This window comes from Bacillus sp. JJ634 (assembly GCF_036962285.1).
In the GTDB taxonomy this organism is placed as follows: domain Bacteria; phylum Bacillota; class Bacilli; order Bacillales; family DSM-1321; genus Peribacillus; species Peribacillus asahii_A.
This window is the reverse complement of the sequence record NZ_JBALMU010000035.1, coordinates 65,510-87,542: the sequence shown is the minus strand read 5'-3', so window position 1 is coordinate 87,542 and position 22,033 is coordinate 65,510. Positions and strand designations below refer to the sequence as shown.

The 22,033-nt window shown below is 38.7% G+C and carries 23 protein-coding genes and 1 other annotated feature; of the genes, 22 read left to right on the top strand and 1 reads right to left on the bottom strand.

Annotation, left to right across the window (positions count from 1 at the left end; all coding sequences use genetic code 11):
• Positions 1 to 97: 97 nt before the first annotated feature.
• The 14 genes from V7068_RS06685 (at position 98) to V7068_RS06620 (ending at position 14,349) form a co-directional block, all read left to right on the top strand.
• Positions 98 to 556 carry a PRC-barrel domain-containing protein gene (locus V7068_RS06685; protein WP_488987882.1) on the top strand — a complete coding sequence of 153 codons (459 nt, stop codon included), beginning with the start codon at positions 98 to 100 and terminating at the stop codon, positions 554 to 556.
• Positions 525 to 761, top strand: coding sequence for a YrzR-like zinc ribbon domain (locus V7068_RS06680; protein ID WP_499711721.1), 237 nt, complete (start codon positions 525 to 527; stop codon positions 759 to 761). The genes V7068_RS06685 and V7068_RS06680 overlap by 32 nt, the downstream gene beginning before the upstream one ends.
• Before the next feature lie 254 nt (positions 762 to 1,015).
• Positions 1,016 to 2,092: an AI-2E family transporter gene (locus tag V7068_RS06675; protein WP_499711695.1), complete on the top strand. Its 1,077-nt coding sequence runs from the start codon at positions 1,016 to 1,018 to the stop codon at positions 2,090 to 2,092.
• Between the two features lie 29 nt (positions 2,093 to 2,121).
• Positions 2,122 to 2,331 (top strand) — a binding site (T-box leader).
• Positions 2,332 to 2,384: 53 nt separating this feature from the next.
• Positions 2,385 to 5,021 carry an alanine--tRNA ligase gene (gene alaS / locus V7068_RS06670; RefSeq protein ID WP_499711693.1) on the top strand — a complete coding sequence of 879 codons (2,637 nt, stop codon included), beginning with the start codon at positions 2,385 to 2,387 and terminating at the stop codon, positions 5,019 to 5,021.
• Positions 5,022 to 5,087: 66 nt separating this feature from the next.
• A complete protein-coding gene (locus V7068_RS06665; protein ID WP_127761461.1) occupies positions 5,088 to 5,357 on the top strand; it encodes an IreB family regulatory phosphoprotein in 270 nt (89 codons plus the stop codon).
• A complete protein-coding gene (ruvX, locus tag V7068_RS06660) occupies positions 5,357 to 5,782 on the top strand; it encodes a Holliday junction resolvase RuvX (protein WP_499711691.1) in 426 nt (141 codons plus the stop codon). Before V7068_RS06665 ends, ruvX begins: the two co-directional genes overlap by 1 nt.
• An 11-nt stretch (positions 5,783 to 5,793) precedes the next feature.
• Positions 5,794 to 6,075 (top strand): DUF1292 domain-containing protein, encoded by a 282-nt coding sequence (locus V7068_RS06655; RefSeq protein WP_119117440.1) that lies wholly within the window; start codon positions 5,794 to 5,796, stop codon positions 6,073 to 6,075.
• 307 nt (positions 6,076 to 6,382) lie between these two features.
• Positions 6,383 to 7,516, top strand: a complete 1,134-nt coding sequence (mltG, locus tag V7068_RS06650) for an endolytic transglycosylase MltG (RefSeq protein ID WP_499711689.1) — start codon at positions 6,383 to 6,385, stop codon at positions 7,514 to 7,516.
• 242 nt (positions 7,517 to 7,758) lie between these two features.
• Entirely contained in the window at positions 7,759 to 8,421 is a 663-nt protein-coding gene (locus V7068_RS06645; RefSeq protein WP_499711687.1) for an O-methyltransferase, read from the top strand.
• Positions 8,408 to 9,337, top strand: coding sequence for a peptidase U32 family protein (locus V7068_RS06640; protein ID WP_499711685.1), 930 nt, complete (start codon positions 8,408 to 8,410; stop codon positions 9,335 to 9,337). The genes V7068_RS06645 and V7068_RS06640 overlap by 14 nt, the downstream gene beginning before the upstream one ends.
• Before the next feature lie 23 nt (positions 9,338 to 9,360).
• Complete coding sequence (locus V7068_RS06635; RefSeq protein ID WP_499711683.1) at positions 9,361 to 10,635, top strand: peptidase U32 family protein; 1,275 nt, start codon at positions 9,361 to 9,363, stop codon at positions 10,633 to 10,635.
• Between the two features lie 473 nt (positions 10,636 to 11,108).
• The gene (greA, locus tag V7068_RS06630) at positions 11,109 to 11,585 is read left to right on the top strand and encodes a transcription elongation factor GreA (protein ID WP_127761456.1); all 477 of its coding nucleotides are present in this window, start codon (positions 11,109 to 11,111) and stop codon (positions 11,583 to 11,585) included.
• A 311-nt stretch (positions 11,586 to 11,896) separates the two neighbouring features.
• Positions 11,897 to 13,636 carry a peptidoglycan D,D-transpeptidase FtsI family protein gene (locus V7068_RS06625; RefSeq protein WP_499711681.1) on the top strand — a complete coding sequence of 580 codons (1,740 nt, stop codon included), beginning with the start codon at positions 11,897 to 11,899 and terminating at the stop codon, positions 13,634 to 13,636.
• Between the two features lie 71 nt (positions 13,637 to 13,707).
• Complete coding sequence (locus V7068_RS06620; RefSeq protein WP_499711679.1) at positions 13,708 to 14,349, top strand: YrrS family protein; 642 nt, start codon at positions 13,708 to 13,710, stop codon at positions 14,347 to 14,349.
• Positions 14,350 to 14,401: 52 nt separating this feature from the next.
• Here V7068_RS06620 and V7068_RS06615 read toward each other — a convergent pair whose 3' ends face one another.
• Positions 14,402 to 14,614 carry a DUF2536 family protein gene (locus V7068_RS06615; protein ID WP_127761453.1) on the bottom strand — a complete coding sequence of 71 codons (213 nt, stop codon included), beginning with the start codon at positions 14,612 to 14,614 and terminating at the stop codon, positions 14,402 to 14,404.
• A 242-nt stretch (positions 14,615 to 14,856) separates the two neighbouring features.
• On the opposite strand from V7068_RS06615, the gene V7068_RS06610 reads away from it, so the two are divergent.
• The 8 genes from V7068_RS06610 to V7068_RS06575 all read left to right on the top strand — a co-directional run.
• Positions 14,857 to 15,495, top strand: coding sequence for a class I SAM-dependent methyltransferase (locus V7068_RS06610; RefSeq protein WP_499711677.1), 639 nt, complete (start codon positions 14,857 to 14,859; stop codon positions 15,493 to 15,495).
• 15 nt (positions 15,496 to 15,510) lie between these two features.
• A complete protein-coding gene (gene mtnN, locus V7068_RS06605) occupies positions 15,511 to 16,206 on the top strand; it encodes a 5'-methylthioadenosine/S-adenosylhomocysteine nucleosidase (RefSeq protein WP_499711675.1) in 696 nt (231 codons plus the stop codon).
• 102 nt (positions 16,207 to 16,308) lie between these two features.
• A complete protein-coding gene (locus V7068_RS06600) occupies positions 16,309 to 17,232 on the top strand; it encodes a PLP-dependent cysteine synthase family protein (protein ID WP_499711673.1) in 924 nt (307 codons plus the stop codon).
• 2 nt (positions 17,233 to 17,234) lie between these two features.
• Complete coding sequence (locus V7068_RS06595) at positions 17,235 to 18,371, top strand: bifunctional cystathionine gamma-lyase/homocysteine desulfhydrase (RefSeq protein WP_499711671.1); 1,137 nt, start codon at positions 17,235 to 17,237, stop codon at positions 18,369 to 18,371.
• A 110-nt stretch (positions 18,372 to 18,481) separates the two neighbouring features.
• Positions 18,482 to 18,730 carry a YrhC family protein gene (locus V7068_RS06590; RefSeq protein WP_252282586.1) on the top strand — a complete coding sequence of 83 codons (249 nt, stop codon included), beginning with the start codon at positions 18,482 to 18,484 and terminating at the stop codon, positions 18,728 to 18,730.
• 198 nt (positions 18,731 to 18,928) lie between these two features.
• Positions 18,929 to 19,288 carry a hypothetical protein gene (locus tag V7068_RS06585; RefSeq protein ID WP_499711669.1) on the top strand — a complete coding sequence of 120 codons (360 nt, stop codon included), beginning with the start codon at positions 18,929 to 18,931 and terminating at the stop codon, positions 19,286 to 19,288.
• A gap of 357 nt (positions 19,289 to 19,645) precedes the next feature.
• Complete coding sequence (locus V7068_RS06580) at positions 19,646 to 20,746, top strand: CotS family spore coat protein (RefSeq protein WP_499711668.1); 1,101 nt, start codon at positions 19,646 to 19,648, stop codon at positions 20,744 to 20,746.
• Positions 20,743 to 22,033 (top strand): glycosyltransferase family 4 protein (locus tag V7068_RS06575; protein WP_499711666.1); only part of this gene is annotated, 1,291 nt, incomplete at its 3' end. The genes V7068_RS06580 and V7068_RS06575, both read left to right, overlap by 4 nt.

The following is a 22,033-nucleotide window of genomic DNA, read 5'->3' as shown; positions in this document are numbered from 1 at the left end:
GTTTCTAGCTTATTTTTGTTTTAATGTAAGATGGAAAACGTTTCAGCTTATCATTCTCAACAAGAAGATGAATACTATACTTGTTCGAGAAGGTGGGATGACTTTGCGGACGTTTTCCTTATTAAAAGGTTTGCCGGTTGTTGATAAAAATGGAGAAAAAATCGGTATGGTTAACGATTTATGTATATCTGAAGCGGGGATTATTACAGGACTTGTTGTGCAGAAGCAAAGATTGTTCAAAAAAAATGTCTATGTAGCGTTAGATAACGTATCTTCTTTTGGTCCTGATGGAGTCATTGTAAGCGGTGAGTTTGAAGAACAAATTCCAGAAGTGGACATGCTGCTGAATAAGGATGCAATGTTAGGAAGAATGATGCTTTCAGAAATGGGCGAGGAATTAGGATTGCTGCAAGATGTATGTTTTCTGGAAAAAATGGGCACGATTGTAGCATATGAAACAACGGATGGTTTTTTTTCAAAAAACAAGCTAATCCACTCAGAAGAGCCGCCTATATGTGGAAAAGATGCCATCATTGTTTCAGTATCAAAACAGTGAGGTGTCCATTTTGGAAATTATATGTCCGAATTGCCGCAGTAAAGATGTCGGGAAAATCGGTGTGAACCAGTACTATTGCTGGGGTTGCTTTATTGAAATGTCGCTCTCTGATGGACTTATTTCAACGCATCAGGTCGAAGAGGATGGGAGTCTTAGCTCTCTAGATGATTTATTTGAGGAACAGGATCGCCGCTTCACCATGTAGAGAAAAGAGGTGCGAGACATGGCTAAACGAAATGTCACTAAAACAATTAATAGAAGCATTAAAAAAATGAGAAAAAAATTAAAAGCAATGTTGTAATAGAAAGCAGCCTCCGCAAATATGGAGGCTGTATTTTGTATGAATACTTGCTAATCATGAAGATTATCTTACCAAATTCAACACAAAACCTGCTAATTTCCATCATAAACGCATGAAACGTCAGCTTGATTCAAAAACTAAGCTGGGAGGCATCATTTGTGGATATTCGCTTAAAATGGTTTTATCGACTGGGATTTATGCTGCTTTTATTTATTGTTTTTTATATTTTTATGAAATTGAAGCCGATGTGGGGCCCCGTTTTGTCCGTTATGCTGGTTGTATTACTCCCCTTCATAATCGGTGCATTTATTAGCTATCTATTACACCCTGTTGTTGAAGCGCTTCATCAAAAAGGCGTAAGGCGAGGGCTGTCTGTTATTATTATTTATTTACTTTTCTTTGGAGGTTTAGGGTTTGGGATTTATAAAGGCATTCCAACCATGATGAATCAAGTAGAAGAGCTTTCTGACAATGTTCCTGTTGTAATGGAACAATATAAAATGTGGATGAAGAATCTGGAATATCAAACGTCTAATTGGCCCATTGATGTACATGAACGAATTGAAAGAGGAATGGATGTACTTGCAATACGTATGAATACCTTTTTAAATCATTTAATGAATTATGCAATGAAAGCATTTGATTTTTTGGTGCTTATTGCCCTAATTCCTTTCATTGCTTTTTATATGTTAAAAGATTTTGAGTCATTAAAGAAAATGATTTGGTATATTACGCCGAAAAAATGGCGTCAGCAAGGTCGTGCATTTTTACGCGATGTCGATACATCGCTTGGTGGCTATATTCGTGGACAACTATTTGTGTGCGTGGCGATTGGAGTTGCTGCCGCGTTATTGTTTTGGTTATTTGATATGAAGTATCCGTTGCTGCTGGGTGCCATTATCGGGATTACGAATGTGATTCCATACTTTGGGCCAATCTTTGGAGCGGTTCCGGCCATCATTATTGCAGCGACATTATCAATCAAAATGGTGATTACGGTTGCGATTATTGTGCTCGTTTTGCAATTTTTAGAAGGGAATGTACTATCTCCGTTAATTGTGGGGAAAAGCCTGCATATGCACCCGTTATTCATTATGCTTGCCTTGCTAGCAGGCGGTGAAATAGGGGGAATTATCGGTATGATTGTATCGATTCCAATCCTTGCTATTTTAAAAGTTTTTGTTCTTCATGCACGTGTTCACTTCGGAAAGAAGGAGCCGCTTGTTGACAAATAAAATAGTAGTGAATAAAATACAATACATAAGATAATTCGTTGAAGGATCAAGTATGCTGAACACTGTCTATTAGAGAGAAATCCCCTGGGCTGAAAGGATTTTAGATAAAGAGCAGCAGAAAGCTAGTCCAGAGAGCAGCTAATACCTGCCGTTACGCCGCGTTAAGGCTAGATGAAGGTGATGGACAGGCAAGATGTCCATAATCAGGGTGGTACCGCGAGCTAACTCTCGTCCCTGTTTTTTAGGGATGGGAGTTTTTTGTATGCCCAAAATTAAAAGGAGGAAAAAATAGATGAAATATTTAACTGGTGCACAGATACGCCAAATGTATCTTGATTTTTTCAAAGAAAAAGGACATAACATTGAACCGAGTGCGTCACTTGTTCCGCATGAAGATCCATCTTTATTATGGATTAACTCTGGGGTAGCGACGTTGAAAAAATATTTTGATGGACGAGTGATTCCAGAAAATCCAAGAATCACAAATGCGCAAAAAGCAATTCGTACAAATGATATTGAAAATGTAGGGAAAACAGCGCGCCATCATACATTCTTCGAAATGTTAGGAAACTTCTCAATCGGCGATTATTTTAAAGAAGAAGCAATTACATGGGCTTGGGAATTCCTTACAGATGAAAAGTGGATTGGTTTTGATAAAGATAAACTAGCTGTAACCATTCACCCTGAAGACGATGAAGCATTTGAGTTATGGAATAAGAAAATTGGGGTTCCGGCTGAGAAAATTATTCGTTTAAAAGAAAACTTCTGGGATATTGGAGAAGGCCCAAGTGGTCCAAATACAGAAATTTTCTATGATCGCGGACCAGAATATGGTGACGATCCGAACGATCCAGAATTATATCCAGGTGGAGAAAATGAACGTCATTTAGAAGTATGGAACTTAGTTTTCTCTCAATTTAATCATAATCCAGATGGTACATATACACCGCTTCCAAAGAAAAATATTGATACAGGTATGGGCCTTGAGCGTATGGCTTCTGTCGTTCAAAACGTACCAACGAATTTTGATACAGATTTATTTATCCCAATTATTCGTGCCGTTGAACAATTTACAGATGTGAAATATGGAGCAAATAAAGAAACAGACGTAGCGTTTAAAGTCATTGCCGACCACATTCGTACGGTAACATTTGCAGTAGGCGATGGTGCGCTCCCATCTAATGAAGGCCGCGGCTATGTATTACGTCGTTTACTTCGTCGTGCCGTTCGTTATGCAAAACAAATCAACATTAACGAACCATTTATGTTAGAATTAGTGCCCGTTGTTGGGGAAATCATGAAAGACTTCTATCCAGAAGTGCTAGAGAAAAAAGACTTTATTGCTAAAGTTGTGAAAAACGAAGAAGAGCGATTCCATGAAACACTGCATGATGGATTAAGCATTTTATCTGAAGTGATTAAGAAACAAAAAGAGCAAGGGCAAAGTATCATTCCAGGTGCGGATGCGTTCCGTTTATATGACACATATGGTTTCCCAATTGAATTAACAGAAGAGTATGCAGAAGAAGAAAACATGACCGTTGACCATGACGGCTTTGAGAAAGAAATGGAAGCACAACGTGAACGTGCACGTGCTGCGCGTCAAGATGTAGATTCTATGCAAATTCAAGGCGGCGTTTTAGGTGATGTGAAGGTTGCAAGTGAGTTTGTTGGGTATGAGAAACTTCAAGTAGAAGCACAAGTTGTGGCAATCGTTAAAGACGGTGAGCTTATTACAGAAGCACACGAAGGCGAAGAAGTTCAAATTATTTTAGATCAAACACCGTTTTATGCAGAAAGCGGCGGTCAAATTGCTGATACAGGAATGATTACTAGTGAAGCTGTACAATTAACTGTACATGATGTTCAAAAAGCACCGAATGGACAAAATCTTCACCGCGTAACAGTCGTTGCTGGAACATTATCGGCTGAAGCACAAGTTGTGGCAACTGTTGATTATGCAAACCGCAGCGAAATTGTGAAGAATCATACAGCGACACATCTTTTACATCAAGCGTTAAAAGATACACTTGGCACACATGTTAACCAAGCTGGTTCCCTTGTTCAAGCAGAACGCTTACGTTTTGACTTCTCGCACTTTGGTCAAATTACGCCAGAGGAATTAGAGAAAATTGAGGCGATTGTAAACGAGAAAATTTGGCAAAGCTTAGAAGTAACAATTGATTTGAAAGATATTGACGAAGCAAAAGCAATGGGAGCAATGGCTCTATTCGGTGAAAAATACGGTAAAATTGTCCGTGTTGTTCAAATTGGAGACTATAGCTTAGAGCTTTGCGGTGGTTGTCATGTACCAAATACAGCGGTAATCGGTCTATTCAAAATTGTTTCGGAAAGCGGAATTGGTGCTGGAACTCGTCGTATTGAGGCCGTAACAGGAGCTGGAGCTTACAAATTAATGGCGGACCAAATTACGCTTTTAAAAGAAGCGGCTTCTAAACTAAAAACGAATTTGAAAGACGTACCAGCACGTATTGATGCCGTGTTAGCTGAAACGAAAGAATTGCAGCGCGAAAATGAAAGTTTATCTGCGAAGTTAAGTAACATTGAAGCTGGAAACCTTGTTTCAAATGTAAAAGAAGTGAATGGCGTTAACGTATTAGTTGCGAAAGTGCAAGATACAGACATGAATAATTTACGCGTAATGGCAGATGATTTAAAACAGAAACTGGATTCTGTCGTTCTTGTACTTGGTTCTGCACAAGGTGACAAAGTAAATTTAATTGCTGGTGTAACGAAAGATCTTATTGATCGAGGCTACCATGCAGGAAAATTAATTAAAGAGGTAGCTACTCGCTGCGGCGGTGGCGGTGGTGGTCGTCCAGATATGGCACAAGCTGGCGGGAAAGACCCAGCAAAATTGGATGCAGCACTTGATTTTGTCGAAGAATGGGTACGTTCACTTTCATAATCGGTAAGAAGTGTTGTACAATGTATATTATGGAAGTCTCTACGTAGAGGAGAGGTGCATGACCATATGAGTTCCTTTGATAACACGATGAAATTTAGTTTTCCTGAAGAACCATTTGAAAGAGATGTACAGGAAGTATTATTTCAAGTGTATTCTGCTCTTCAAGAAAAAGGGTATAACCCAATCAATCAGATTGTTGGCTATCTATTGTCAGGTGACCCCGCTTACATTCCACGTCATCAGGATGCGAGAAATCTAATTCGTAAGCTTGAACGGGATGAAATTATTGAAGAGCTGGTCAAATCGTATTTAAAGAATCAGCGAGAGGAATACTAATGCGTACAATGGGACTTGATTTAGGTTCAAAAACGCTTGGCGTTGCAATTAGCGACGCCATGGGTTGGACCGCACAAGGATTGGAAACAATTAAAATTAATGAAGCAGTAAAAGACTTTGGCATAAAACGGCTTGGAGAAATTATTCAAGAGCATGAAGTGTCAAAAATCGTACTCGGTCTTCCAAAAAATATGAACGGGACGATTGGACCGCGCGGAGAAGCAAGTCAAAATTTCGCAGCGTATTTAGAAAAGAAATTCAGACTGCCTGTCGTGTTATGGGATGAACGATTAACTACAATGGCTGCTGAACGGGTGCTGCTTGAAGCCGATGTGAGTCGGAGTAAACGCAAGAAGGTCATTGATAAAATGGCGGCTGTCATGATTCTGCAAGGTTTCTTAGACAATCAAACAAATTCTCTTTGAGGTGAAAAAGAATGGAACATGGTGAAAATAATATTACAGTAGTAGACGAAAACGGAAATGAGCAACTTTGTGAAATTTTGTTCACATTCGATTCCGATAAATTTAACAAATCATATGTGCTATACTACCCAATTTCTGATAACGAAGATGAAGAAATCGAAATTCATGCTTCTTCTTTCACACCAAGTGAAAATAACGAAGATGGTGAACTTGCTCCAATCGAAACAGATGAAGAGTGGGATATGATTGAAGAAATGCTGAACACGTTTTTAGATGAAGAAGGCGAAGAGTAAGATGCGGGCTGATCCTCCTAATGGGGATCAGCTTTTTTCGTATGAAACTATTTAATTATATTATTGATAAAGTGAAACTTCTGTCAGTGGGGGGGCTTCATCCCAGTTAAGTGTGAGATAAAATGATTTTTTCCCTCTTTTCCCCTTAAGATAGGGGCTTATTGCCTGTTAATCTGCGATAAATATGTAGGAGAAATTGTATAATTTCGTAAAAGTTATGTATTTGTTGTTTTGTTTTAGTATAATATTCGAAGTGATTATTTCTATAAATAAATAATCAATTTGTGTTGTGGTTGTGCAAGGGGGAATGAAGATGGACTCAAAGCAATCTAAAAAGGAAAATGTTAGAGAGAAATTATTAGAGCAGCAAGAGGATGCTCAATTAGTTCGAAAGATTGTTGTTCGAATTATGATAGCGATGATTGTGATAATAGGAATAACAGGAATAGGCGGTTATTTATATGTCAATTCAGCGCTAAAGCCGCTGGACCCGGATGATAAGAAAAAGAGAACGGTAGAAATTCCAATTGGTTCTTCTGTTAGTTCTATCTCTAACTTACTAGAAGAAGAAGGAATTATTAAGAATGCACGAGTGTTTAAATATTATATTAAATTTCGCAATGAATCTGGTTTTCAGGCGGGGAAGTATTCATTATCTCCATCGATGACGCATCAAGAAATTATTAACAGCATTAAGACTGGAAAGATGATGAAAGAGGTAGCTCTGAAGATTACGATTCCTGAAGGGAAGCAGCTTGTCCAAATCGCAGAGATTGTAGCCGAAAAAACAGATCAAAATCCGAAAGAAGTATTTAAGAAACTAAATGATAAAAAATTTATTCAAAGTATGCAAGATAGGTTCCCTGCTTTATTGACGGACGATATTTATGACAAAGACATTAAATATCCACTTGAAGGATATTTATTTCCTGCAACGTATGATTTTGAGGAAGAGTCTCCATCGTTAGAAACCGTTATTTCAAAGATGCTTAAACAAACAGAAGACATGTTAACTAAATATGAAGAACAAATGATAGAGCAAGATTACTCTGTCCATACGCTGTTGACAATGGCTTCTCTTGTGGAAGAAGAAGCAACAGAAAAAGTTGATCGTGCTAAAATTGCTTCTGTTTTTTATAATCGTCTAGATAAAGGGATGCCGTTACAAACAGATCCAACGGTGCTATATGCAAAAGGAGAACATAAGGACCGCGTTTTTTATAAAGATCTAGAGATTGATTCTCCTTATAACACCTATAAAGTGAAAGGCTTACCGCCTGGACCGATTGCTAATGCTGGTGAGATGTCCATTAAAGCAGTGTTAGAGCCTGAAAAGACTAAATACTTGTATTTCTTAGCCACTCCTGAAGGGGAAGTGCTGTATTCGAAAACATTGGATGAGCATAATGTGAAGAAAGCAGAACATATTACGAATCAATAATAAGGGATTAGGTATTTTCACTAAATATTTCATCAGAATAAATCGTCGGTTTGAAAAGCAAGATTTATTTTTATATGATAGAATAAGACAAGTGAAAAAAGGACATAATGACCTTTTGGCTCGGCAGTTGCCGAGTTTTTTCTAGTGTAGGCCGATTAGAGGACTCCAAAAGTCTAGTCGTCGCAAATATTAAGAATGTACGACCATGCTTAAGGGACCGTACGTATTTGGAGGAACAGATTTTGAACGGAAAAATAGATGAATATCTTCAATCCTTAATTCCAGAGCGGACTGGATTACTGAAAGAGATTGAAGAATTTGCAGAAGCAGAGCATGTCCCGATTATGGAGCCGGAAGGGATTGCGACTTTATTACAGTTTTTACGACTTCAGCAGCCGCAAAAGATTTTAGAACTAGGGACGGCGATCGGATATTCAGCCATTCGAATGGCGATGACTTTGCCAAGTGCTCGTATTGTCACGATTGAGCGGATTGAAAAGCGAATCGAAGTGGCGAAGCAAAACTTTGAGAAGTCTGGTTTGAGCGACCGTATTATCCTTGTTGAATCTGACGCATTGGAAGCCTTTGAGGCTGTGAAGGACCATGGACCATTCGATTTAATCTTTGTAGATGCAGCGAAAGGACAGTATCGTCGTTTTTTTGAATTGTATGAGCCTCTGCTAAGTGAGAGAGGAATTATCATTACAGATAATGTTTTATTTAAAGGTCTAGTTGCGGAGGAGTTAGAAACTATTACACCAAGACGTAAACGCGGTTTGATTAAACGAATTCAAAATTTTAATACATGGCTGCTCAGTCATCCACATTACGATACGGTCATTATACCGATTGGAGATGGCATAGCCATTAGTAAACATAGAGGTGAACAAAATGAAAAAGCCTGAATTGCTCGTAACTCCAACAAGTGTAGCGGATATAGAACCGCTTATTAAGGCAGGAGCCGATGCGTTCATTATCGGTGAGCAGCGTTATGCGCTTCGCTTACCCGGAGAATTTACACGTGAAGATGTGAAGGAAGTCATTCAAATTGCTCATGCTGCAAACAAAAGAGTATATGTATCGATGAATGCACTTTTTCATAATGAAAAAGTAGATGAATTAGAAGAGTACATTGCTTTTCTAAAGGAAGCAGGAGCTGACCGCATCGTTTGGGGAGACCCGGCTGTGTTAATGGCAGTTCGAACTGCAGCGCCAGATATGCCGTTGCACTGGAATACAGAAATGACGGTAACGAATTGGTATACAGCGAACTATTGGGGACGTCGCGGCTCAGTTCGTGCTGTCGCAGCTCGTGAAATTAATATGGATGCTGTCATTGAAATGAAGGAACATGCTGAAGTAGAAATTGAAGTACAAGTGCATGGAATGACGTGCATGTTTCAATCTAAACGAACATTGCTTGGAAACTATTTTGAATACCAAGGGAAATCACTAGAAGTAGAAAATCGTGCACAACAACGAAATATGTTTTTACATGACAAAGAGCGTGAAAACAAATATCCGATTTATGAGGATGAAAACGGGACACATATTATGAGCCCGAACGATATCTGTATGATTGACGAGCTCCAAGAATTAGTCGAAGCAGGGATTGATTCGTTTAAGATTGATGGGATTTTAAAAACACCAGAATATATTATTGAAATAACGAAATTATATCGTCAAGCTATTGACTTATGTGTAGAAGACGTGGATCGTTATGATGAAATTAAGAGTGAGCTTTTTGAAAAAATTGAAGCGATTCAACCGAAGAATCGGGCGTTAGATACAGGATTTTTCTTTAAAGAAACAGTTTATTAATACAGGAATGAGGAGGAATAGCCTTGAACGCTATTGCTGATAAAATTTCCAAAATTATTGATGGAAAAAGAGTCATTGTGAAAAAACCGGAGCTGCTAGCACCTGCCGGAAATTTAGAAAAATTAAAAGTTGCTGTGCACTACGGTGCAGATGCTGTTTTTATTGGTGGACAAGAGTATGGTTTACGTTCAAATGCCGGAAACTTTACATTTGAAGAAATGAAAGAAGGCGTTGAATTTGCGAAAAAGTATGGAGCAAAAGTATATGTAACAACGAATATTTTTGCTCATAATGAAAATATTGATGGGTTAGAAGAATACTTAGCTGGTTTAGAAGAAGCTGGTGTACATGGTATTATCGTAGCGGACCCATTAATTATTGAAACATGTAAGAGAGTAGCACCGAGTGTGGAAATTCATTTAAGCACTCAGCAATCATTATCGAACTGGAAAGCCGTTCAATATTGGAAGGAAGAAGGGCTGGAGCGCGTTGTACTTGCTCGTGAAACAGGCGCTGAAGAAATTCAATTAATGAAGGAAAAAGTCGATATTGAAATTGAAGCCTTCGTGCATGGTGCGATGTGTATTGCTTATTCTGGCCGCTGTACGTTATCTAATCATATGACGGCTCGTGATTCTAACCGTGGTGGCTGCTGTCAATCTTGCCGTTGGGATTATGATTTATACGAGCTGGATAGTGATGGTGAAAAAGCGTTATTTGATGAAAAAGATGCTCCATTTGCTATGAGTCCAAAAGACTTAAAACTATTGGAGTCACTGCCAAGAATGATTGAGATTGGCGTGGATAGTTTAAAAGTAGAAGGACGAATGAAATCGATTCACTATATCGCAACTGTTATTAGTGTATATCGTAAAGTGATTGATACGTATTGCGCGGATCCAGACAACTTCTCAATTAAGCAGGAATGGTTAGATGAATTGGACAAATGTGCGAATCGTCCGACGGCTCCAGCGTTTATGGAAGGAGATATTCCAGGGTATAAGCAGCAGATGTTTGGGAATCATAGCACAAAGACTCGTTTTGACTTTGCGGGGCTTGTGTTAGATTATAATTCAGATACTCAAATTGCTACATTACAACAGCGAAATTTCTTTAAGCCAGGGGATGAAGTAGAATTTTTTGGTCCAGAAATCGAAAACTTTACGCAAAAAGTAGGCGTCATTTTAGACGAGAAGGGCAATGAACTAGACGCTGCTCGTCATCCGTTGCAAATTGTTCGTATTAAAGTAGATCACCCTGTATTTGTTAACAACATGATGCGTAAAGAAAATGAATAGGACGTATACATGGACAAAGTGTTAAACAAAATCTTGAATAAAAGTCTATTTTGTAATAACATAGCATAAATAAAGATAGGTGAAATTTTCCTGAACCCTGCTGTTTTTCTAAAGTCTATGTTAATGAATATTGTTGATTTATACGATTTTTCGTTCATTCGTATGAAACCGCGGTTTTACACGCCTTTCAGCTCTGCTGAAAGTTAAATGAGCCAACAATCAACAGTGTTATTTAACAAAACCTTTGTAAAAAGACTAGACAAATGAAGGGAAAGGTCATACTCTATCTTAAAGACAGTGAAATAATCGACTGCTTCTTTAAAGGCAGTCGATTTATATGCTAGGATTTCTCTAGTAGATAGCGCGTCCTTTTATGAGGTCGCGCGCTTATATATATTCGACTTGTTTGAATTAAAAAGTACATATACATCACGGAATCTTGTATCTGTGAGAACTTGAAGGAGTGAAGAGTTTTGGCTATAGAAAAAGTATTTCCGATGACAAAAGAAGGTAAAGAGAAATTAGAGCAAGAGCTTGAACAGTTAAAAACAGTAAAACGTAAAGAAGTAGTGGAAAGAATTAAAATTGCACGCAGCTTCGGAGATTTATCAGAGAACTCTGAGTATGATTCTGCAAAAGATGAGCAAGCATTTGTAGAAGGCAGAATTACAACCCTTGAAAATATGATTCGCAATGCGAAGATTATTGAAGAAAGTGATTTAGATTCAGATACGGTTTCTCTTGGGAAATCTGTTACATTTATTGAGCTTCCAGATGGAGACGAGGAAACGTATACAATCGTTGGTAGTGCAGAAGCAGATCCGTTTGAAGGAAAAATTTCAAACGATTCACCAATTGCTCAAAGTCTAATTGGTAAAAAAGTGGGCGACCAAGTAACCGTACAAACACCAGGCGGCGAAATGCAAGTAAAGATTACTTCTATTCAGTGATTTTTCTGCAGATAAATGAGTAGTAAAACGCTGTCTTGGAACATCATGAAATCTTTGCCGCTTCCAGGTAAAGATTTAGGCTAAAAAGCAGATTTGTTTGATGAATCTGCTTTTTTGTCATTTGGAGACTTATAAAGTGAAGCTTCCATTAGTAGGGGCTTTCTATTCTTTAGGTATGGGATAAAATTTAAAAATGGTAGACAATCTTTTGATATCCAGTGCAAGCGAACTCAGGTTACTTGGTGAGTTTTCTAATGGGGAAAGAATTAAATTGTTTAATCGCGTCAACAATGGTAACGAGGTGTTGTTGGATGCATAAACGACGAATGATTATTGTTGCCACGATATTAATGGTATTAATTATTACCTTAGTTGGCCGGCTTGTACAAATACAGCTAGTTGCGACAGAATCGTTTTCTAAACATCATGTAAATTTAATTGAAGCGAGTGTGAAGCAGCGTTCGCAAGTATTAAAGATTGATGATGGAAGAGGGAAGTTTTATGATCGAAATGGAAAGCCGCTAGCTCATGAAGAAATTCCAACGCTTGTACTCTTTCCGTTCTTAAGTAAAATGACATGGCCCGCTGATGAAGTAGCGCGTATTATTGGAACTTCAGAACAAGCACTGATTACCGCAGTCGCAAATGCAAAAGAGCCTTTTGCATTTGGCGGGGATACGCCGATTCAGTTATCATTAAGTCAATCAAAAGCTATTAATGAATTAAAAATCCCAGGTGTGTTTGCGGTCAATCAGAAAGTTTATGGAGAGGATAGGCTTGCTGCTCAATTAATTGGTACGACGGTTAAATCGGATGCGCTAAAACTCGAGCGCTATCCAGATTTAAACTTATCCCCTGAAACGAGAATTGGAGATAAGGGTTTACAGCGAACATTTGATGAGTTTTTACTATCGGAAGGCGAATCTAAGCTTGTGTTTCATGTTGATGCAAGCGGCGGCCCTTTATTTGGGGTCGATGTGAAGTATGTGGAGCCTGCGAACCCCCTATATCCTGTTAAAGTCATCACAACTATTGATAAGGAGATTCAAGAAAAGGCAGAAGCACTTGTTGACCAATATAAGATTACCAATGGCGGACTTGTTTTATTAGATATTGAAAAAAGTGAAATTGTTGCGATGGTATCACGTCCAGCACTTAAAAAAGATGATCCAAATGGAATAGGCTCAGTCAATATGATGACGACACAAAAAGCCCCAGGTTCGGTTTTTAAAACGATTACGGCAGCAGCGGCAATTGATTATGGTGTCATTCCATCTAGTCGAATGTTCAATTGTGACTTAACAATTGAAGGAAAGGTTGATCAACAACGTCCGTTAGGCATGCTAAACTTTAAAAATAGTTTTGCTCAAAGCTGCAATCGAACATTTGCTGAGCTTGCTACAGAAATAGCGGAAGAGAATCCTAACTTTTTCGAGGAATATGCTAAAAAGCTAGGAATCATCGGTCAAGTAGGCTGGAGCGGCGATGTATATCACACCCAGGTTACCCAGCTTTATCGCGAGCAATCAGGAAAGGTTTGGCATGACCAAGCATTAAAAAAAGATAAGAAAATGATTGCTAAAACAGCAATTGGACAGCAGGATGTTCAGGCGACACCACTTGCTATGGCAAATATGATGGCCACCATTGCGCGCGGCGGTAAAAAAGAGCAAGTAAAAGCGGTATCAAAAGTTGAGTTTAATAATGGGACGACAGTGGTCGATTTTCCAAATCAAAAGATAGAAGGAGAGACTATCTCACCTTATACAACGATTAAACTGCAGCAGTTGTTAAGAGGGGTCGTTACGGAAGAGAAAGGAACAGGTGCCTTGCTGCAGAACCTTCCTTATGAGGTTGCCGGTAAGTCAGGGACGGCTCAGACAAATCTAGAAACAGGCAAGTTAAATAAATGGTTTGCTGGTTATTTTCCATATAAAGAGCCAAAATATGCACTTGTAACAGTTAGCTTAGATACAACGGAACAGTCAAGCAGTATGACTCCACTATTCGCAGACGTTGTGAAAGTGGTTCATCAACTTGAGTCCCAATGACGAAAGAAGTAGGATGCGATTTTAGGATAGGTCATGTTAGAATAGAAAGAAAAGATAAGGGAGGTTATATTTTGTCTTCTCGTCTTGATCGACATGATAAAAAGCGAAAAATAAATAAATTTTACAACATTGCGATTACGATTGTATCTTTACTTATTGTGATTGTTGCTATTACTATTTTCACGAATAATGATGTAGAACCAGTATCTAAAGAACAGGAAAAAACAACTCCAAAAGAAGAAGTAAAGGAATCAACACCAGAACCGGAACCGGAGGATAAAGGGAAAGATGAAACTGAGGAAGCGGTTACTGAAGAAGTAGAAGAAGAATCAGAGTCAGAAGAGGAACAGGCTGACGGTGTTAAACTTGAACAAATAGAGGGTAGTGGAGACGCCAATGTATTAAATACGTACACAAGTGAAGATTGGCAGCCGATTGGAACGGAGCAAACTGGTTCACATACGACAAGCTTTGAAAAAGGCTCTAAAGATTGGAATGAAATGACGAAGGCTATTGCTTACGGAGCTGGGTTAGATGAAGGAAGTATGCGCCTTTGGTGGTTGAAAAATGGAGGTTCCCCGAATACAGCCATTGGTACTGTATCAGAAGGGGATAATCCGCAAGCTTATCGCGTGTATATTGAATGGGTTGATGGAGCTGGCTGGAAGCCTGTGAAAGTGGAAGAATTAAAGGAAAATGATAGAGGCAGATAACAGTCTTTAAACAAAGAGCCCTCAGGCTATGTGAGGGTTCTTTGTCATTTCATTATTTCTTCGCTTTAAAATGGACAACAGCGCTATAAAAACGTCGCCCTTCTTCACTTACATACATCTCATGTGAAACAGAGTGAACATGGAGCATGAGCGCTTTATTATTGTCAATTTGTGTTTGAATTTTTTCCTCTAATATCTTAATGCTTTCAGCTTCAAAAAATTCAATTTTATCATCTATTAAGTCTAAGTTTAGTTGAAAAGTCATTGTTCTACCCTCCAATGTTTTATTCACTTTATTGTAGCATGCATGGCGGTTCATTTATATTGAAACCGTTTGAAGATAAGGGCGTTTTACCATAAATATCGAACCATTTTCGAATAAAATCATACTATATCCATATGTTTTATATATAATATTTTTAAAACTGAAGACCATGTTATAGAACGTTGTTGATTTTTGGTTTAATAACATGTATTAACATAGTTAAATTTAAAAAGGTGATGATAATGGGGCGGGAATTTGTTGAGTTATTTGAAGAATGGTCCGAATACTATGATGATACAGTCAGTGGTTACGATAAAGAATATCGTGACGTATTTCATGGATATGAGCAAATATTAGACGAAGTAGCTAATCGTGCACAAGGTCATGTGTTAGAGTTTGGCGTAGGGACAGGAAACTTAACGAAACGCCTTCTGCAAGCGGGGCTTTCGGTCACAGGCGTAGAGCCGTCTCCATCTATGAGAAGGAAAGCAGTCGAAAAATTACATGGTCAAATACCCATTGCGAATGGCGATTTTCTTGAATTCCCAACACATAAGCAAGTAGATACATTTGTTAGCACATATGCCTTTCATCATTTAACAGATGAAGAGAAAGAAAAAGCGATTGTGAACTATAGCAAGTTACTCCATCCTGGTGGTAAAATAGTATTTGCAGATACGATGTATGAGTCTAAAGAAGCGCATCGAGCGGCTATTCAACAGGCAAAAGATGCTGGATTCCTGAATCTAGCAACGGATTTGTCAACGGAATACTATACAACAATTCCTTTTTTACAGAAGGTGTTGAAAGAGAACGGATTTGATGTTTCGTTCACTCGTTGCAATCAATTTGTTTGGATTGTTGAAGCTCAAAAATTATAGGAAGAGGTTTAGTGAATGAAAGTAGCAATTATCGGAGCAATGGAAGAAGAAGTAACGATTTTACGAGATAAATTAGAGAATTTAGAACAAGTTAAAATTGCTGGGTCGGAGTTCAATATCGGCACACTGAATGGTATGGAGGTTATTGTCCTAAAGTCAGGCATCGGGAAAGTCAATGCGGCGATGTCGACGACCATTTTATTAGAGAAATTCAAACCAGATGCCGTAATCAATACAGGTTCAGCTGGTGGATATCATGAGGAATTAAATGTTGGAGATGTCGTTATTTCAACGGAAGTTCGCCATCATGATGTAGACGTAACGATTTTTGGCTATGAATATGGTCAAGTACCGCAATTGCCGGCAGCCTTCTTGCCAGATCCAAAGCTGTTTGCCATTGCAGAAGAAGCAGCGAAGGAAATGACTCATTCACAAGTAGCAAAAGGGTTGATTGTAACAGGAGATTCTTTTATGAACGATCCTGTTCGTGTGGAGTTTGTACGCAGTAAGTTTAAAGACTTATATGCAGTGGAAATGGAAGCAGCAGCAATTGCTCAAGTGGCCCACCAATTTGGAACGCCTTTTGTAGTGATTCGTTCTCTTTCTGATATTGCAGGAAAAGAATCGAATGTATCATTTGATCAGTTCCTAGAAACGGCAGCCCTGCATTCTGCTGAACTTGTTTTAAAAATGATTGAAAAAATTAAGTAGTCATCTGATAATTGACGAAATCATTCTTCGTCAATTATCATTTTACACATTACCCGGGTAAAGAGGTATGTTAACTTATATTTGGTGAAAAGGTGGGAGAATATGAAAGTTGTTCGGAATATACATGAATTAATTGGGTCTACCCCTATGTTAGAAATTACTCGATTTTCTCTTCCGAAAGATGTGCGAATTTTCGCTAAATTGGAGTTCTTTAACCCAGGTGGCAGTATAAAAGATCGTTTAGGAGTAGAGCTGTTAGAAGCGGCTTTTGCGAGCGGTGCATTAAAGCAAGGTGGAACGGTGATTGAACCGACGGCTGGAAATACGGGGATTGGTCTAGCGCTGGCAGCTCTTCATTATGGAGTCCATGTTATAGTCTGTATACCAGAGAAGTTTAGTATAGAGAAGCAAGAGTTAATGCAGGCTCTCGGTGCCGAGATTGTGCGTACACCTTCGGAAGCAGGGATGCGAGGAGCCATTGCAAAAGCTCAAGAGCTTTTAAAAGAAATTCCTCATTCCTATTGTCCGCAGCAATTTGCCAATCCAGCCAATCCAGCAACATATTATAAAACACTAGGACCTGAAATTTGGGAGCAGCTTGATGGAAAAGTAGATGTATATGTTGCCGGAGCTGGAACGGGAGGTACGTTTATGGGAACCTCCCGCTATTTAAAGGAAAAAAATCCTTCTGTAAAAACAGTTATTGTTGAACCGGAGGGATCAATTTTAAATGGCGGCAAACCCGGTCCACATAAGACAGAAGGAATAGGCATGGAGTTTTTACCAACCTATATGGACGAATCTTATTTTGATGATACTCATACGATTGTAGATAAAGAGGCGTTTCGCTATGTAAAAGAGTTAGCCGCCAAAGAAGGACTGCTCGTTGGAAGCTCTTCAGGCGCAGCTTTTGCTGCTGCAGTGAAGGAAGCGCAAGTTGCTTCGAGAGGTACAAACATTGTCGTAATCTTCCCAGATGCGAGCGATCGCTACTTAAGTAAAAAAATCTACCAAGGAGGTATTTGAATATGAGGAGGAAAACACAATTAATTCATGGCGGTATCTTTGGTGATGAACAAACAGGAGCGGTTTCTGTCCCGATTTATCAAGTGAGTACGTATAAACAATATGGACCAGGCAATCATACTGGTTATGAATATTCACGTACAGGTAATCCGACACGTCATGCGCTAGAAACATTCATTGCGGAGCTAGAAGAAGGAAAACGCGGTTTTGCTTTCGGTTCAGGGATGGCAGCGATGACAGCGGTGCTGATGCTGTTTAATCAAGGAGATCACATTTTAGTGACAGATGACGTATACGGCGGTTCTTTTCGTGTAATTACAAAAGTGTTACATCGATTTGGATTAAGTGCCACATTTATTAACACGAGCAATTTAAGTGAAATTGAAAAAAATATTCAAGAAAATACGAAAGCGTTGTTTATCGAATCCCCAACAAATCCTCTTCTGAAAATTACCAACATTAAAACCGCAGCCAAAATTGCAAAAGCAAACGGCTTATTAACCATTGTAGATAATACATTCTCAACACCATATTGGCAAAATCCAATTTCGCTTGGTGCAGATATCGTTCTTCATAGTGCAACGAAATATCTTGGCGGTCATAGTGATGTTGTCGCAGGTCTTGCTGTTGTGAAGGATGAGAAGTTAGGTGAAGACCTTCATTTTGTTCAAAATTCAACAGGAGGTGTGTTAGGTCCTCAAGATTCTTGGTTATTAATACGAGGTATGAAGACGCTCGGTCTTCGTATGGAAGAGCATGAGAAAAATGCTAACAAAATTGCAAGGTACTTAGTTGAGCATGATGCCGTTTCAAAAGTGTATTACCCAGGACTAGAAAGTCATCCCAATCATGATATTGTGAAGCAACAATCTCGCGGCTTTGGCGGCATGATTTCCTTTGATGTCGGCAGTGCCGAAAAAGCAGCGCAAGTGTTAAATAAAGTGAAGTATTTTACACTTGCAGAAAGTCTTGGGGCAGTGGAGAGTTTAATTTCTATTCCCGCTCTTATGACACACGCATCGATTCCAGCAGAGCGCCGTGCTGAATTAGGCATTACGGACGGTCTGATTCGAATTTCTATTGGTCTTGAGGATGTTGAAGATTTACTTGAAGATCTAGAACAAGCCTTACAAAACTAATACCGGTCTTCACCTTCTCTATTCCTAAATATTAACAAATAGTAAATGGATGTATATATGATAGAATAAGTTATCCGTGTTTTACTAGTTATGAGAGAAGGTGAGCATTCTTGAATAAAAAACTGAAAAACCTTTCTGCAAAAATGATAGATTACAAACGCTTTGCGATTACTTTATTATGTGTTGGTTCTTTTTTCTATTTAGGAACGATTCTTCCGACAGAAGGAAAGACAGCGTTTGATGTGAACGGTTATATGCTTGCTTCGGTTTTGTTTTTGGCAGCATCGATTGGATGTTTCTTACAATCTTCTAGATATAAAAAGAATCTTGCTGAATTAAATGAGCTAGATTCACAGTAATCGATTTTTTTAAATAACCTCAATTCTATTTTTAATAGGATTGAGGTTATTTTTTATACGCCTATGATTATCAACAAAAGCTATATAAAAAATGTCCAGTATCCACTATTGTATTACACAAATTATGGCCTACAGAATATCTTATGAATAGAACTTGAAATCCAATAAATGTATGAATAAGAACAGGAGGTAAATGAAGTGAAGGATTTTTCACAACAAGGAAATAATCATTCATCTTTTCGAAAAGCCGTATATTTGTATAAGCATTTTAAGGAGGGGGTAAACAAGCAGGAACAAGAGGATAGAGAGATAGAAGATGAATTTATTGAAGATACCGATTTGGATGTATTAACCGAAGTTACGCCTGAGGATCAGACATTTGAGACAGTAACGGCAACTCAAGAAGAAAATCTAGCAGACGAGAGTTCCGAAGAGGAAAGCTCGAGTTCCTCGAGTTCCTCGAGTTCCTCAAGTTCCGAGGAGGAAAGCTCGAGTTCCTCAAGTTCCGAAGAGGAAAGCTCAAGTTCTGGAGAGGAGGAAGAGGAAGATGAATCATAAAATAATATAGGTTGTATAGTATGGTCTTAATACTTAGACCGAATATACAATTTTATTCAGCAGGTTTTGCCTTAAAGGGGACCTGCTTTTCACATACATACGGACTTTTGTTGTGGCACTGTAAGTTAAATGATGAACGTACATATTGGAATCTTGTTATGGACATTATCCTTCAATTGTTGAATTCTTTAAGCGGTTGTCCTATACAAATATTTTTTTTGAGCATAGTTTAGTAAAAAGTAGTGAATGAATCCTGCAGGTACAAAATCCTAGACATAATGCATCTGTTAGGAAGAATGAATGCTCTATGCTTTAATTTTGCAAACTTGATTATTTTGATTTTATAGGAGGGATAAGGTGGGGAGCATACTGATTGAACCATGGGAACTGGACGAATTGATGTCGGAACTTTTTGTACCTGAATATATTGAAAAAATAGCAGGTGAAGTTCTATTACATTATGATTTTTCAGTTCAAAGTATACAAGTCATGGCAACTAAGCCGGCAAGAGGTGGCGCTATTTGGAAAGTTGAGACATCTGCAGGGCCAAAAAGTTTGAAGTTATTGCATCGTAGGCCGACTAGAAGCTTATTCAGTTTAGGAGCTCAAGAATATTTAGTGGAAATTCAAAAAGCAAGAGTTCCGGCGATTGTGAAAACAAAGGATGGAAGCAATTATGTTGAAGCAAGCGGGAAATTATGGTTTGTTGCGGAGTGGATTGAACCTTTAGCACCTGCTTCAAAAGACTTAGAAGGTACGAAACATTTATGTAGAGCTATTGGTGAGTTTCATCGTTTAAGTAAAGGATATGAACCTCCAAAGCATGCTGAAATGGCGACAAGGTTGCATAAATGGCCAAGGAATTTTGAAAAGATTATTACTAAAATGGATTGGTTACGAAATATTGCGTATGCTTATCCAGAAATGCCGGCTAGCTCTCATTTATTACAAGCAGTAGATGTCTTTGAACAGCAAGCCATACAGGGTTTAGAAAGACTGAATCAATCAAGCTATCCCGATTTAGTAGCCAAAGGGAATGCGTATTGGGGATTAGTGCACCAGGATTATGGCTGGTCCAATGGTCAAATGGGTTCAGATGGGATGTGGATTATTGACCTCGATGGTGTTGCCTTCGACCTTCCGATTCGGGATTTACGAAAATTAATTACGAATAAAATGATAGATAATTCTCAATGGGATGCGACTTGGGTACGAGAAATGATTAAAGCTTACCATGAAGTGAATCCAATAAGTGCTGAAGTATATGACATCTTAATGATTGAATTGTCATTTCCTAATGAATTCTATAAGCACTTGAAAGGAGCCATATTTGAGCCGGAGTTATTTTTAAATGAAGAAGCGGTTCAATTAATTCAAACGATCATCAATCTCGATCAAACGAAATGGCCTGTGTTAGAAGAAATTAAAGACGATTGGATTGGGGTTGAAGCACGATGAAAGTTTTAATGATCTGTACTGAAAAACTTCCTATGCCTCCGATACGAGGGGGAGCTATTCAAACATATATAGCAGGTATTCTCCCTTATTTAAAACAATCACATGATATTACAGTACTTGGAACTAGCGATCCTGAGTTACCAGATGAGGAAACAATCGATGGTGTTTCTTATGTGCGGGTGCCAGGAAAAATATTGGAATTGTACAAAGAAGGAGTCGTTCGCTATCTTGAATCTAATCAATTTGATTTAATCCATATTTTTAATCGTCCGCGACTTGTTCTCCCTGTTCGCAATGTAGCTCCGAAAGCTAAAATTACATTAAGTATGCATAATGACATGTTTAATGAAGAAAAAATTGATCCTATTGAGGCCAATGAGGTATTGAATGAAGTATCAAGTATTGTAACGGTCAGTGATTACGTTGGAAACGTTATACAGAGCCTATATCCACAGGCTGCTGGAAAGGTTCATACAGTTTATTCTGGGGTAGATACCGAGCGATTTTTACCAGGTAGTCACCCAAATATGAAAAAGATTCGCCAAGATATTCGTCAGGCACATGGGTTAGAAAACAAAACAGTCATTTTATATGCGGGAAGGCTCTCACGAAATAAAGGGGTCGATCGATTAATCAGGGCGTTGCCGGAGCTATCTCAGAAGTATAAGGACTTAGCCTTGGTCATCGTCGGAAGTAAGTGGTTTAGTCAGGATGCCGTAACAGATTATATTGCCTATGTAAGAGCACTGGCGAAAAAGTTGCCGATCCCTGTTGTGACAACAGGTTTTGTAGCACCAAGTGAAATTCAAAACTGGTTTGCGGCCGCTGATTTATTTGTGTGTACATCTATATGGCCAGAACCTTTAGCAAGGGTTCATTATGAAGCGATGGCAGCAGGCCTTCCTATCGTAACAACGGCAAGAGGAGGGAATGCAGAAGTTATCCAATTAAGAGAAAATGGTCTTGTAGTAGAAAATCCCGAGGACCCCGTTCAGTTTGTAGAAAAGATTACAGAAGTATTGTCCAACAAAGCAATGATGAAAAGGATGGGAGAAAGAGGAAGAGAGCTTGCCCTATCGCACTACAAATGGGATCGCGTAGCTTCTGAGGTTCTTACAGTATGGGAACAAGCTAAACAAACAGCGGTTTCAGTGGGTACGGCAGAGACTCCTATGGAACTGACAGCGAGCCAGCCTAAAACTGCAGAAACTATTTCATTTATTACAGATAGAATAGATAAACCAACAGAGAAACCAGCCACAATGAAAAATCAAAAAGTAACAGAGA

Excerpts from the sequence above, each read along its gene's own strand:
- V7068_RS06685 (WP_488987882.1), top strand. The coding sequence starts at position 98 with ATGACTTTGCGGACGTTTTCCTTATTAAAAGGTTTGCCGGTTGTTGAT.
- V7068_RS06680 (WP_499711721.1), top strand. The coding sequence starts at position 525 with ATGCCATCATTGTTTCAGTATCAAAACAGTGAGGTGTCCATTTTGGAA.
- alaS (WP_499711693.1), top strand. The coding sequence starts at position 2,385 with ATGAAATATTTAACTGGTGCACAGATACGCCAAATGTATCTTGATTTT.
- V7068_RS06665 (WP_127761461.1), top strand. The coding sequence starts at position 5,088 with ATGAGTTCCTTTGATAACACGATGAAATTTAGTTTTCCTGAAGAACCA.
- ruvX (WP_499711691.1), top strand. The coding sequence starts at position 5,357 with ATGCGTACAATGGGACTTGATTTAGGTTCAAAAACGCTTGGCGTTGCA.
- V7068_RS06655 (WP_119117440.1), top strand. The coding sequence starts at position 5,794 with ATGGAACATGGTGAAAATAATATTACAGTAGTAGACGAAAACGGAAAT.
- mltG (WP_499711689.1), top strand. The coding sequence starts at position 6,383 with ATGAAGATGGACTCAAAGCAATCTAAAAAGGAAAATGTTAGAGAGAAA.
- V7068_RS06640 (WP_499711685.1), top strand. The coding sequence starts at position 8,408 with ATGAAAAAGCCTGAATTGCTCGTAACTCCAACAAGTGTAGCGGATATA.
- V7068_RS06625 (WP_499711681.1), top strand. The coding sequence starts at position 11,897 with ATGCATAAACGACGAATGATTATTGTTGCCACGATATTAATGGTATTA.
- V7068_RS06615 (WP_127761453.1), bottom strand. The coding sequence starts at position 14,614 with ATGACTTTTCAACTAAACTTAGACTTAATAGATGATAAAATTGAATTT.
- V7068_RS06610 (WP_499711677.1), top strand. The coding sequence starts at position 14,857 with ATGGGGCGGGAATTTGTTGAGTTATTTGAAGAATGGTCCGAATACTAT.
- mtnN (WP_499711675.1), top strand. The coding sequence starts at position 15,511 with ATGAAAGTAGCAATTATCGGAGCAATGGAAGAAGAAGTAACGATTTTA.
- V7068_RS06600 (WP_499711673.1), top strand. The coding sequence starts at position 16,309 with ATGAAAGTTGTTCGGAATATACATGAATTAATTGGGTCTACCCCTATG.
- V7068_RS06595 (WP_499711671.1), top strand. The coding sequence starts at position 17,235 with ATGAGGAGGAAAACACAATTAATTCATGGCGGTATCTTTGGTGATGAA.